Annotated in this window: 8 protein-coding genes; 5 read left to right on the top strand and 3 right to left on the bottom strand. The window is 53.3% G+C overall.

Annotated elements, in window-relative coordinates:
* Positions 1-136 precede the first annotated feature (136 nt).
* A complete protein-coding gene (locus IHQ43_RS11540) occupies positions 137-607 on the top strand; it encodes an ester cyclase (protein WP_192564441.1) in 471 nt (156 codons plus the stop codon).
* 128 nt (positions 608-735) lie between these two features.
* Here IHQ43_RS11540 and IHQ43_RS11535 read toward each other — a convergent pair whose 3' ends face one another.
* Both IHQ43_RS11535 and IHQ43_RS11530 read right to left on the bottom strand, forming a co-directional pair.
* Positions 736-1,629, bottom strand: a complete 894-nt coding sequence (locus tag IHQ43_RS11535; RefSeq protein WP_192564440.1) for a LysR family transcriptional regulator — start codon at positions 1,627-1,629, stop codon at positions 736-738.
* A 340-nt stretch (positions 1,630-1,969) separates the two neighbouring features.
* Positions 1,970-4,345 carry a cytochrome P450/oxidoreductase gene (locus tag IHQ43_RS11530; RefSeq protein WP_192564439.1) on the bottom strand — a complete coding sequence of 792 codons (2,376 nt, stop codon included), beginning with the start codon at positions 4,343-4,345 and terminating at the stop codon, positions 1,970-1,972.
* A 108-nt stretch (positions 4,346-4,453) separates the two neighbouring features.
* On the opposite strand from IHQ43_RS11530, the gene IHQ43_RS11525 reads away from it, so the two are divergent.
* Positions 4,454-5,149, top strand: a complete 696-nt coding sequence (locus tag IHQ43_RS11525; RefSeq protein ID WP_192564438.1) for an IclR family transcriptional regulator — start codon at positions 4,454-4,456, stop codon at positions 5,147-5,149.
* Positions 5,150-5,315: 166 nt separating this feature from the next.
* Here the strand turns inward: IHQ43_RS11525 and IHQ43_RS11520 are convergent, their stop codons facing one another.
* Positions 5,316-5,681 carry a histone-like nucleoid-structuring protein, MvaT/MvaU family gene (locus IHQ43_RS11520; RefSeq protein ID WP_192564437.1) on the bottom strand — a complete coding sequence of 122 codons (366 nt, stop codon included), beginning with the start codon at positions 5,679-5,681 and terminating at the stop codon, positions 5,316-5,318.
* Between the two features lie 1,134 nt (positions 5,682-6,815).
* On the opposite strand from IHQ43_RS11520, the gene IHQ43_RS11515 reads away from it, so the two are divergent.
* Genes IHQ43_RS11515 through IHQ43_RS11505 form a run of 3 tightly spaced genes read left to right on the top strand, consistent with a single transcriptional unit; the run spans position 6,816 to position 12,740 of the window.
* Positions 6,816-9,233, top strand: a complete 2,418-nt coding sequence (locus IHQ43_RS11515; RefSeq protein ID WP_192564977.1) for a tellurite resistance TerB family protein — start codon at positions 6,816-6,818, stop codon at positions 9,231-9,233.
* Positions 9,230-10,525, top strand: a complete 1,296-nt coding sequence (locus IHQ43_RS11510; RefSeq protein ID WP_192564436.1) for an ATP-binding protein — start codon at positions 9,230-9,232, stop codon at positions 10,523-10,525. Before IHQ43_RS11515 ends, IHQ43_RS11510 begins: the two co-directional genes overlap by 4 nt.
* A complete protein-coding gene (locus tag IHQ43_RS11505) occupies positions 10,500-12,740 on the top strand; it encodes a DEAD/DEAH box helicase (protein WP_192564435.1) in 2,241 nt (746 codons plus the stop codon). The genes IHQ43_RS11510 and IHQ43_RS11505 overlap by 26 nt, the downstream gene beginning before the upstream one ends.
* Positions 12,741-12,907: the final 167 nt, after the last annotated feature.

Here is a 12,907-nt window from a genome sequence, read left to right as displayed (position 1 = left end):
TTTTCAACGGTAGCACCTGGATCATTATGATTTTATGCTTACCTCACTTCCTAACAAGTTTTGCCACAAGCACTTAGTTAGGCCAAGCGCAACAACCAACTCACAATCACTTTTATATACTTATATGAGAACTGATATGACCAGCGCACAAGTAGCACGTAACAAAGAAACTTTTCGCCGTCTGATCGAAGAAGCAATGCCTAATGGCCAGCTTGATGTAATTCGTGACATGGTAACTCCCGAATGCGTAACTCTGCGCGCCGGCTTTGCTAACCTTTACAATGCGATTGGAGATGCAATTCCAGAGCGCGGTAACTTTCTAAATTGGCTTGAGGCAGGCTGGAAGCCTTTGTCGGAAGCATTTGGCGGCCAAAAAATGAAAGTGGATCACGTAGTTGGCGACGGCGATACCGTGATGATGAAGTGGCACATGCAGATCCTTCATAGGGGCCCGTTTGCAGGCGCGCCGGCAACACAAAAAACCATCGACTGGGAAGAGATCGGTATCGCCCACTTCAACGAAGAAGGGAAAATCGAGACTCTTTGGTTCATGTGCGAAGAACTGAAGCTCGCAGTAAATATCGGCTACAAGCTGGAGCTGGCCTAAGCGTAAACGACCTGTTTATACAGGTCATGTATGACCGATCGCTCGGGGAAATCACCTAACCACTGGCGCATTGCGGTTAGGAGTTCCTGACACGCCCCGAGCGTCTGTTGACCGGATGTGATCCATAATCACAACGTAGGGAAGCGCTCAACAAGCCATTCAATGAACACTCCGAGCCTAGCTTTTTTATGGTGACTTGGAGGATAGATGATATGGAATGGAACCGACGGACGCGTCCAATCATCCAGGACAGTGACCAACTCACCAGCTTGTAAAGTGGCCTCCATGAATCGTTTAAGATTCTGTCCGACACCGAACCCGGCCTTGAGCAACTCGATATGCCCATTTCCCTCATTCGCGGAATAGTGGTGTTTCGTGATCTCATATCGCTCGATATCACGATGAAATATCAATGGTTCAACCTTACCTGTGGCAGCCGAAAAGTAGCCAACACCTCGATGCCCGCTTTCTAGCATTGCCGGAAATTCCGGAATTCCATTCTGCTCAAGATAGGAAGGCGACGCGCAGGTTACGTAATCCAGGGTAAAGATTTTCCGTGCTATGAAAGGTATGTCCGCAAGCACGCCTGCACGAATGACGCAGTCAACACCCTCCCCAATGATATCAATGGTTCGGTCACTTATTCCCACTGCAATGCTGATGTCAGGGTACAAGCGATTGAAATCCGGCAAAGCTGGAATAAGAAGCCTATTCGCAAAAGACGTGGGCGCGTCGACGCGTAAATGACCTCCGGGTCTATCTGATGTTTTACGGATGGAGCTGTCGAGTGCATCCAATCCACCGAGCACTTCCCGGGCACGCGTAGCGTACTCATAGCCCTCCTGTGTCACAGCCAGCGAACGTGTAGTGCGATGCACCAACTTGATGCCTAGATATAGCTCCAGATCGCTGATGAGTTTGCTCACGGTTGAGCGCGGCAATCCCAAGTGATCTGCCGCTTTACTGAAGGAACCACTCTCGACGACCCTCACAAGTGTCCGCATCGCTAACAACTGATTCATGGTGCTTCCAAGGACAAGACGAGACACGATTGTCCTCCTGGACACGCTCCGAAGCTACCGTTCAGCTAACCAAACTACTGCGATGGCAATTAGCATTTCTGCCGATAACCATCCTTAACCCGCAACATCCAGAAGCAATGTCCTCGATCTCACCGGGTTCACTTACTATTCGATAGCCGGTGGACACTTGACACTGCAAACAGTGAAGGCTTTACGTCTCACCGGCCTCAAACCGCGCTTAATCGCGACGTCATAACGGACTGTTCTCCTTGCCCAAGCTTTTCCACTCAGGGACTTGATCCTTGGGGGGGCGTGCAAATGCCACCGCACCATTGAAATCCTAAAGCTTCAATACAAGCCGGCCGCTCTTGGCTCTTGAACAGCAGGCCATCATTCGGTCATTTACTTGCCGCTCTGCAGTGGTCAAAACCTTATCTCGGTGATCCACTTCACCCTGAGCAACGCGCACCTCACAGGAGCCGCAGAGCCCCTCACCACAGTCACTAGGAACATCCACATTGAAGGTTTGAAGGGCCTGCAAAAGCGTTTGCTCAGGAGGCACATGGATGGTCAACCCTGAGTCTTGCAAATCGACTGTAAAGCCTTTTTCAGTCGTCGCATCCAGCGCCGTGAGCGCGGCACTGAAATGCTCGATGCGCAATATCAGGTCTGGCCTGCAGAGCACCTGCTCTTGCATGTGAGTCAGCAGACGCTCCGGGCCGCAAGCATAGAGGTGGGCTCCCGCCGCAGCGGTTTCCAGAAGGGAGCCGACCTGTAAGCGACTCCCTTGCTCCATGGAATACAACTGCACATTTTCCAAGTGGTCACGCTTGAGCCTCTCGATGAAAGCCATTGAGCGCAACGAGCGACCGGCGTAATGAATGCGATATCGCTTACCCAATTGCTTGAGGCGATCCGCCATGCTGATGATCGGTGTAATACCGATACCGCCCGCAATCAGCAGGTAATCATCCGCCGTCTCATCCAACCTGAAGTGGTTCCTCGGGCCGCGAATTTTCAGCGCCATCCCCTGGATGATCGTTTGATGAATGAAGGCAGAACCACCTCGGCCACAGTCGTCCTTTAAGACAGCAACTTTAAATTCATGGCGATTGTGAGAACTGCCACATAACGAATATTTTCGAACATAGTCACCGGCGATCACGTCGATATGGGCGCCCGGAGTCCACCCCGGCAGCTTGTTCGCACTTGGATCTGCCAACGTGATACTCAAAACACGGTCGGCTTCTTGCTTCACCTGCGTAACGACTACATGGCGGTAAATATCGGATCGCGCGGGTGGGCCTATTTTCGAGGGAAGGTAACTGCCTAAGAGCTCAGGCATTGCCCGTTCCGGGTTGAGCTCTGGATCCCATTCAACCCACAAGTGTTCTGGCCCGTGGAATGAAATGTTCGGGATGACTTCAAACACCTGGTTTTCCACCAGCCGCATATGAGGCAGACGCTTGGTGAACTCTTCAATGAAAATGCGCATTTCCATACGTGCCAAATTCTTGCCCAGGCACTGGTGACTGCCATAGCCAAACGATAGGTGATCAGTGGTGTTGTCTCGGTAGATGTCCAACTCGTCTGCGTTTTCGAAGTGTCGTTCGTCATGGTTGGCGGAAGCCATGACCATCATCAATTTCGCACCTTTAGGAATCTCAACATCCCCAATGCGCGTCGTATCCGTCGCCAGTCGTCGCCAAGCGACTATCGAACCGGAAAAGCGAAGGCACTCCTCCACGGCGTTGGGAATCAATGCGGAATCGGCACACAGTTGATCCCAAGCCGTACGGTCGGTAAGTAATAACTTCAAGGCATTGGCTGAAGCATGCGCTGTGGTTTCATGTGCAGCGACGATTCCGGCCATCATCATGGAGTGCAGATAGGAGTCGGTTACGATCTCCGGGATATCCTTCTGCCGCTGAAGGGCATACCCCATCCAACCTTCGCCAGAATCCTCCTTACGCATTTTTTCCAGCACCTGGCCAGCGTACCGCCAGAACTGTCCAACCGCTTCGGCGACGGCCACCTGCTCCTCTGGGGAAGGCCTACCCCATGTGTTCACTGTATGCGCGATTGAGTACCTACGGAGAGTGTCCATATCCTCTTCAGGGACACCCAGAAAATGCAGCGCAACTGTCAGCGGCAATTCCCAGAGCATTTGATCCACCAGATCGGCCTTTCCGGAATCAATGAATCGATCAATGTATTCACCGGCCAAGCGCCGCACCATCGGCTCATGGTGGGCCAGCGCCTCTACTGAAAACGACCCCATCAGCGCTCGACGCCTATCCATATGTGCCGGCTCGTCCTCATTGACCAAGGTTCGATCCATGGCGTAACCGTGACTCTTCAGCACGTCCTGCGCCTCTTGAGCAAACGGAGTGATCTTTTCCAGTGCGTTGGCAGGTGAATAAACGCGGTTGTCGCGAAATATCGCCTTCACATCCTCGTAGCGGCTGACAATCCAGTAACCCAATTTGTCGCTGTAGAACACCGGCTCTTGATCCCTGAACCAGCGCAAGGCATTCGCTGGATCCAGCTGATAGGGCTCATCGAAAGGATCAAAGCTGGTCGCCGCCGCAGAGAACGGACATCCCGCACTTGCAGCGGGCTTCACCTGACCATGATCAAACGGACATTTACCTGCATTGACTGATTGACCAGCTTCACGAGATGCAGACTTTTCCAGCGCACGTGGCTCAGACATAAATCGACCTCTTTATTATTTTACTTTTATCGCACAACAATGTACCAATATAGAAAATTAGCATATGCCGTTGTTTCGATCGCGTCAAAGAACCTGGAGCGCCCGTCTATGGAAAAAAGCAAGAACACCCTGCAAACGCTTGATCGAGGACTTCAGGCGTTAAACATCATTGCTCAACAGGACAGCGGCATATCCATCGCCGAACTGGCCACTCGCCTTGAGGTTCATCGGGCCATTGCTTATCGAATTGTGACCACGCTTGAGGATCATTTTCTGATCAGTCGCGGGGCTGAAGGGGTTATCCGACTGGGTGCTGGAGCAACTCTCCTGGCAGCGCGCTTTGAACCCCGGCTGAGGGCTGTGGCACAGCATCCGCTGTTCGACCTGGCCAAACAGACTCAAGCCAGTGCTTTCATCTCCGTTACTCAAGGCGATGAATGCATGGTGATCATGGTCGCCGACCCTGAAGAGTCGATGATGCGCGTAGGGTATCGAATCGGTAGTCGCCACCCCCTTCATCAGGGTGCAGCCGGAATTGCGATTCTTTCCGGGCGCAAGGCGCACCGCGAAGACTTGGAGGCCGTTATACAGGCACGTGAAATGGGCTATAGCTTGACTCACGGTCAACTGCAGCCTGGAGCCATTGGTGTGGCGAGCCCAATCAGTCGCCCCCACAACCAACACTTCTTCGAAGCCTGCGTGGGGGTCGTTGCCTTGAACTCGCTGAATATGGACATCGCCACTCAGGCTGTGCCTAAAGCTGCGGCGATCATTACTCAACTACTCGGCACCGCCCCCGCTTGAGCAGTACAAGCGCATGCTCCTCGGAAGGTGCGGTGGCGGAACGCTTAAGCGAGGCCCTTCTTGCGCACAAAAAATAAACGCCCCGAGCATGTCGGGGCGTTTATTGATACATTCGCGAGCGTATTTTCACATAGGCTTCGAAGAGCTCGTTGCGCTCAACAGCAACTCACTTGGTCAGCCAAGACTCTACGATGTCAGAGCCGTGTTTAGCCTTCCATTCCTTGAGAGTTTTGTGATTGCCGCCTTTGGTTTCGACGGATTCACCGGTGTGCGGGTTCTTGTAAACCTTCAATTGGCGTGGCTTGCGGCTACCGGCTTTGGACTCTACAGCTGGAGTGCGGCGGCCGGACTGCGGATCAAGCAAGTTGATTACATTTTTCAGACTGAAGCCGTACTCCGCCAACAGTGCACGTAGTTTGCTTTCAAACTCCATCTCCTTCTTGAGGCCAGAATCGCCTTTCATCGATTCAAGCTCAGCTAGCTGGGCAGCCAATTGTTGTTCGAGTGCGCGATATTCAGCTAGACGAGACATGCATAATTTCCTTCAAAGTGGATGACGCAGAATAGATCTGTAACATGATAGAGCGTTTACAGCCCCAAATCTCTTTCGAGCTGATCTTCTTGGATCCTCTCAGTTCCATGCCCACCCTTTACTAGATACCACTGAAGCTCAGAGCGTAGGTGATCTCTAAGTCGAGACCTCAGTTGAAGGCAACCTGGTACATCGACGCAAGGTTCTGGATGAACCCCTCGCTGCCGCAGCACAGCCTTCAGTACTTGAAGACCTAGCGAGCCTATTTCAGAGGCATGCAAACGCACCAAAGGATCAAATCCAGGAGCCCTCTTAAAGCCATCCACGGCCCGCTGAATCAGTGATTCGAATACTGTAGCGTCGCATGCTTTCTGCACCGAGAGCCACACGACAGACTCAAGCTCACTGTGCATTTACATCACCTTTTTCAAACAACAGCCCAGCCCATTTGTTGTCCGGCACGGGTATTTTTTCAAAAAAAAGCCCATGAATTTGAAATCAAACGGGTTAGCAGCGGCTTTCAGCCGCTAAAGAACGATTTTGCTGTACCCATGAGGCCGCCATACACCAGCGTTAGCAAAGGTAGGTCGTAGGAAAAATCCAAAAGCAAGGGCACAGCAACAGCGAAAAACCACAACAGTCTGCCTGAAAGACCTGTGGACGGTGAGGAGCCGAGATCGCTGCTTTTCTGTTGTCCTCAAATATAAAGATCCGTCGCACAAAAAAATTTTCAAGGGGCGCTTCGAAAATATATTTTTGTTGACGTCGCCAGAACAATAGAGGCTATGCCCTTCCCTCTACTGCCTAGCCCTGTGAATACAACGAATCTGCGAGCGCCTGGAGCTGAGACAACGCCACAGACGTAATCAATCCTCAGCTCTGCTAAGTGTCACAACTGGCTGACAGCAAAAATCAATCGAAGGCCTATATTCCATGCTTGAATAATTCAACCCGTTGGAGAAAACGGCTATAGCCAAAGCGCTCGATCACAAGGGTGACTGTAGACAGCTAACGCCTTGGGATCTCTGATGGGCTTTTCTCCGATCAGAAGCGCTGCGTAGCCCATGGCCCTATGAATGCATTTGTCGGATACTTCCATTGCGCCAGCATCCAACTTTCAAGGCTGAAATACTCATGGCAAGGAAGAAAGCAAAAAACTCCAGCGGCACCGGTATCTTGATTATCTTTGCACTGGTTTTTGGTGCGCTCGCTTCGATCCCGAAGAATGCATGGATCGCTATTGGCGTGGTTGCTTGCATCGGCGGGGTCATGTGGTTGTTGGCCACACGCACGAAACGGCAGCTCACGCAGTTGCAAAAATCTACCTCAGCGACAAGACCTCCGCGTGAGCCGCGCGACAAGAACGTGACCTTCTCGATGCAAGAGGTTTCGTCGAGCAATATGTCTGAAGAAACCTCCGACTTTTATACCGCCCAACTCGGCTCCCCTTCTTCCGCCTCCTTCAAAATCCCAGATGCGAGCAAGCAGAAATCAGATGCCCGCTGGGTGCCTGCGGGCGAGTCAGTTACCGTGGCTGGCTTTTCACTTCCAGGTGGAATGCTCTATGTAGGAAGCGCGCTGGGTCGATACGACGCGCAAGAGCCATCACTGCTCAATCCCAAACTACGGATAGCCAAGTCGTACGTTGATATCGGAGAGCGGCTGATGTCCTACTGGCCGAGTTTTCATTCCATATCGCCTGAGGCTCGGCGCGGTTATCTGCAGTGGCTAGAAGGCGGACGGCGTGATCCGCTGGCAGACACTGGCTACGTTTTTCTGTTCTTCTATGGCCTTGAGCGTCGTGCTCTCGTTGATGCAGTAAGCGATCCGCAGGTGAAGGCCGAGATTCCCCTGATCGTCAGAGAAGTCCAACGATTACTCAGTATTTATGGGGAGAATCGTTCGTTCAGAGGTTACGCAGAGGGCTTTCTGGATTACCTGAGCAATCAATCGCTCGACGCCAGCCTTTACCTTGGCCCACCTCCCGATGCAGTTGCTTACAGCTATGAAATGCCGCTTCCACTGCGTATTGGTTTGGGGCAACACGCTGCAAACAAACGACCACTTGATGCCGCCTGGGCATTGGCATGGGCGTTAGCTGACCCCAATATCAGCAAGCGCACCCCGGTAACTCGGTGCAAGAATGTCTTCGCGGCGCTGTTCAAGCTCAAGTACGCCAGTACACATCCTGCGGGTCTAATGCTCGCTCAAAACAAGACCAAGCTTAAAGCCAGCTATCGACCTGCCTCGGCCGTTCTCATGGCCCCCTTGCTCAACGTGGGCGATCTTCCTGATGTCATGGCAACGTCGGGAACGCGCAAAAGTCTGCAGTCGTTGGTGGAGCTTTGCACCAGCGAGCTAGAACCCTACAGCCGTTATCTAGGCCGAAACCCTGAAAGCGCAGAAGCCCTTGAAGGCCTGCTGCAACTTCCCGTCACCCTATGGCCAGCTACAGCCCGTACGGAGTTGGATGAGCTTCAAAGCAGAATCGGTGACGATCTGATTGTCATGAGCTTTGGAGAACTCGCCGGTCGATTCAAAAGCGCTGGTGCGTTATCTCGTGACAAGGTTCTGGCCCTTGCTCGTGCATTGGAATCACTTCATATCGGTATGGAGCCTGATGTTCTTGCTGGGAGCAGGACTCCAAAAGCTGAAGATCGTATAGCGCTGTTCGTGACCCAACCTGAGGACGGATCACTGCGAGCGTCAGCGGCCTACAACGCGGCCTCAGTCACACTCGATTTGGCCAGTTCAGTCGCCTCTGCCGACGGTGATACATCCAATGAAGAAGCTTCACTACTTGCTCAGCACATCGACTCCTGGAGTCACCTGAGCGTTGCCCATCGCAAACGTCTCAAGGCGCACCTGCAGATTCAAATCCAGCAACCGCCAACGCTGGCAAGCTTGAAGAAAAAGCTCGATCCATTAACTGTCGAAGCCAAGCGCACGATTGCCAGTTTCCTGGCTCACTTGGCTCAAGCCGATGGGATCGTCAGCCCTGCTGAAGTGAAACTTCTTGAGCGTGTTTACAAGGCGCTGCAACTGGATAGTCAACTGCTCTACAGCGATCTTCACGGCGCCGCAGCCGGGGCGAGTATTACTCCCGTCAAACCTGCAACAAGCTCCACTCCAACCGAACCCGGCACACAATCAGCCGCCGTTGCAAACCAGGGCTTCGTGCTCGATCACGAGCGCATTGCTGAGCTGCAACGTGAAACGGCTGAAGTCTCTGCCCTCCTCGCCCAGGTATTCACTGATGACCAGGTTGAGGAGCCGGAACAGGCCGTTGATACCGTGGAGTCGGCGACCGAAACCACTGCTGACGTTGCCGGCCTCGATCTGGAACATTCTGCATTCTTGCGCTTGTTGATTTCCCGTGCCGAATGGAGCCGATCCGAACTTGAAGCCGCTGCCAGCGATATGGAGCTGATGCTCGATGGCGCCCTGGAGCAAATCAATGACATGGCTTTTGAGCGCTTCGACATGCCCGTCACCGAAGGTGATGATCCCATCGAGATCAATACAGACATTCTGGAAGAACTAGCCCTATGAGCACTATCAGAGCCAAGGATCGCGACGCGGTCATCCAATCGTTGCGTGCAGGCGTTGTTCCTCGCGTCGGTCAACACTTGATTCAGGTTGGCCGAGTGGGAGAGCTGGATGCGCTGATCAAGGACGTCAATCGCCTGGTCGAGAGCGGATCGGCATTTCGAGTGGTGATTGGTGAGTACGGTGCAGGCAAGACGTTCTTTTTGAACTTGGTTCGAGCCATCGCCATGGAGCGCAAACTCGTCACCATGCACGCTGACTTAAACCCGGATCGCAGGTTGCACGCCACCGGCGGTCAAGCACGCTCGCTTTACTCCGAGCTGGCCAAGAACATGTCGACGCGCACCAAGCCCGACGGTGGTGCGATGCAAGGCATTGTTGAGAAGTTTATCTCGCAGGCCAAAACGGAAGCCAAGGCGGCAGGCACGGACAGTGAGACTGTCATTCGAGCACACTTGGCTGAGTTGACCGAGATGGTCAACGGCTACGATTTCGCTGAAGTAATCGCCGCGTATTGCCGAGGTTTCGAGGAAGGCAACGAACAACTCAAGGCTGATGCCATTCGCTGGTTGCGTGGCGAGTTCACCACCAAGACCGATGCCCGCGCAGCCTTGGGTGTGCGAACCATCATTGATGATGCCTCCGTATACGATCAGCTCAAGCTGCTCTCGAGATTCGTCAAACTCGCAGGTTTTGGCGGTCTGATGATCTGCCTGGACGAGTTGGTCAACCTCTACAAGCTGGCCAACACGCAGGCACGCAATGCCAACTACGAGCAGATCCTGCGCATCCTCAATGATTCGCTGCAGGGATCCTCTGAGGGTCTCGGATTCGTCTTGGGCGGTACCCCAGAGTTCTTGATGGACACTCGTCGAGGTCTGTTTAGCTACCCTGCCCTGCAATCGCGCTTGGCAGAGAACTCGTTTGCCAAGTCAGGGCTGGTGGATCTGTCGGGCCCGGTGATTCGTCTGACCAGCCTCACCCCCGAAGACTTCTATGTACTGCTGCAGAAGCTTCGCAATGTTTACGCGGGCGGCGATGTCGAAAAATATCTACTGCCTGACGAAGCGCTCCCCCTGTTTATGGCGCACTGTAATCAGCGCTTGGGTGAAGCCTACTTCCGCACGCCGCGCACCACGATCACTGCATTTATCAATCTGCTAGCCATCTTGGAGCAGAACCCGGGAGCTGACTGGAAAACGCTGCTGGGAGGTGTCGAGGTAGCCAAAGACCTGGGCGGAGAAGAAGACACGAAAGTCGACACGGACGATGAACTTGCCACCTTCACACTCTGAGTCATCGGGATTCGACCAGCTGGAACCTCGTATTCAGCGATGGATTTGGGCTGAAGGCTGGACGTCCTTGCGTGACGCCCAGGAAAGGGCTGTACCGGTACTGGTGGATGCCGATCAGGATGTCATCATTGCCGCCGCAACGGCGGCGGGGAAAACCGAGGCCGCGTTCCTCCCCATCCTGACCCATTTACTCAACCACAATGACCCTCCCGGCTCTGTGCTGTACATCAGTCCGCTTAAAGCCTTGATCAATGATCAATGGGACAGACTAGGTCGCCTCTGCGAGCAGCTCGAAATTCCCGTGGTGGCTTGGCATGGCGACATTTCATCAAGTAAAAAACATCGCTTCCTGAAGTCGCCTGAAGGGGTGCTTCTGATCACGCCTGAATCCCTGGAGGCTCTGTTCGTCAACCGAGGCTCCACTCTTGCCGGAGCGTTCCAGAACCTGCGTTATATCGTCGTGGACGAGTTGCATGCATTCATTGGAAGTGAGCGAGGCAAACAGCTTCAATCCCTGATGCACCGAGTAGAGCTCGTTGCCAGGCGCCCTCTCCCCAGGGTCGGGCTTTCAGCCACGCTCGGCAATATGAGTTTAGCTAAGGAGTTTCTTCGTTCTGCAGACGCAGGAGGAGTAACCGTCATCAAGTCCGAAAACTCAGGCCAGACACTCCAGGTACAGGTTCGCGGTTACATCCAGCCCCCCATGAGTGAGCTTAAAAAGCTTCTCATCCAATCTGCTGACGAACAAAGCGAAGAAGACGAAACGGAAAACAAGGCAAGTCCCGACTTTGCGATCGCTGACCATCTCTACAAGGTATTGCGTGGTAGCAACAATCTGATTTTCCCAAACAGCCGGCAGCAAGTTGAATGGTACGCAGATCAGTTGCGCCGGCGTTGTGAGAAAGATGGTGTGCCCAATGAGTTCTGGCCCCACCACGGCAGCCTTTCGAAAGACTTGCGCGAGCAAGCTGAGCACGCCCTCAAGGCGGGCGACCAAGCAGCATCAGCCATCTGTACTACGACGCTGGAGCTCGGTATAGATATCGGTAGCATCAAGACAGTGGTGCAGATTGGCGCCCCACCCTCGGTGGCCAGCTTGCGACAGAGACTGGGTCGCTCGGGTAGACGACCGGGAGAAAACGCGATCTTGCGCGTTTACTGCAAGGAGTCGCCACTGAAGGATATCTCCAGCCTTTCGGATCAGTTACGCCAAGGTTTGGTTCAGACCATTGCCATGGTTCGTTTGTTGCTCGGTGGATGGTTCGAACCTCCCCGGACTCAGGGTCTTCATGCGTCCACACTCGTTCAGCAATGTCTCTCTGTAATTGCTCAGTGTGGTGGTGCAACTGCGGCTGATCTTTGGAAACACTTGGTCGCTGAAGCGGCATTCCAGAACGTAGAGAAATCCGATTTTCTCAAGCTGCTCAAGTCGCTGGGAGAACATGAACTCATCGTCCAAGACAGCTCGGGCTTGTTGCTACCTGGGACAGTCGGTGAGCGCCTGATCAACCACTATGAGTTCTATAGCGCCTTCATCAGCGATGAGGAGTTCCGCCTGGTGTGCGACGGTAAAGCCCTAGGATCTGTACCCGTCAGCAGGCCTTTGACAAAGGATCAGCGCATCATCTTCGGTGGCCGACGGTGGCAAGTTCGTGATGTTGATCTTCAGGCAAAGGTCATCATCGTAGCCCCGGCACGCGGGGGCGCCCCTCCCCTATTCGACGGCCTGGGCGCCATGGTGCATGACAACGTGCGCAAGGAAATGCGAGCCGTCCTCGCAGACCCTAATCCCTGCCCATTCATAGACCGCGATGCCCAAGTGTTACTCGACGAAGCCAAAAAGACATTCAACGCGTTAAGCCTCGGTGAATGCTACCTAATTGAGTCTGGTGGCAAATGCTATCTGATCAGTTGGCTGGGTGATTACGCCAACGATGCGCTTCGCCTATTACTCAATCATGTGGGGCTCTCGTGTGATAACGCGGGCTTAGCGATTGAGATTGACGCCGATATCCAACGGACATTGGTGGCACTCAAGGACGTTGGTGAACTGGATGCAAATGATCTGGATTCGATACTCGCAGACGTGGAAAACATGCTGCGCGAAAAATGGGATTGGGCATTGCCCGAATCATTACTGATGAAATCATTTGCTTCGATTTCATTGGATATCTCAACGGCGATCGAGTTTGCACAAACGCACGCCGCAACCTGAACAAATCCCAATGAAATGATACCCGGGGCACTACACGACTGGCTGGACTAAAGCATCTGCTCTTAAGGATGCTCGTGACAACATCGACAAAGCGGCCAGGATTGCCGGCATCATAAAATATGAGGCTTTGGTTCCCTTGGCAGACGAGCCGCCTACAGAGTGGAGAA

Origin of the sequence: Pseudomonas gozinkensis, assembly GCF_014863585.1 — a bacterium.
GTDB lineage: Bacteria > Pseudomonadota > Gammaproteobacteria > Pseudomonadales > Pseudomonadaceae > Aquipseudomonas > Aquipseudomonas gozinkensis.
Note: the sequence above shows the minus strand (reverse complement) of the source record. Positions and strands in the feature narration are given on the sequence as shown.

Bases quoted from the DNA above. Each gene is read 5' to 3' on its own strand.
- IHQ43_RS11540 (WP_192564441.1), top strand. From the start codon at position 137: ATGACCAGCGCACAAGTAGCACGTAACAAAGAAACTTTTCGCCGTCTG.
- IHQ43_RS11515 (WP_192564977.1), top strand. From the start codon at position 6,816: ATGGCAAGGAAGAAAGCAAAAAACTCCAGCGGCACCGGTATCTTGATT.
- IHQ43_RS11510 (WP_192564436.1), top strand. From the start codon at position 9,230: ATGAGCACTATCAGAGCCAAGGATCGCGACGCGGTCATCCAATCGTTG.
- IHQ43_RS11535 (WP_192564440.1), bottom strand. From the start codon at position 1,629: ATGAATCAGTTGTTAGCGATGCGGACACTTGTGAGGGTCGTCGAGAGT.
- IHQ43_RS11530 (WP_192564439.1), bottom strand. From the start codon at position 4,345: ATGTCTGAGCCACGTGCGCTGGAAAAGTCTGCATCTCGTGAAGCTGGT.
- IHQ43_RS11505 (WP_192564435.1), top strand. From the start codon at position 10,500: ATGAACTTGCCACCTTCACACTCTGAGTCATCGGGATTCGACCAGCTG.
- IHQ43_RS11525 (WP_192564438.1), top strand. From the start codon at position 4,454: ATGGAAAAAAGCAAGAACACCCTGCAAACGCTTGATCGAGGACTTCAG.
- IHQ43_RS11520 (WP_192564437.1), bottom strand. From the start codon at position 5,681: ATGTCTCGTCTAGCTGAATATCGCGCACTCGAACAACAATTGGCTGCC.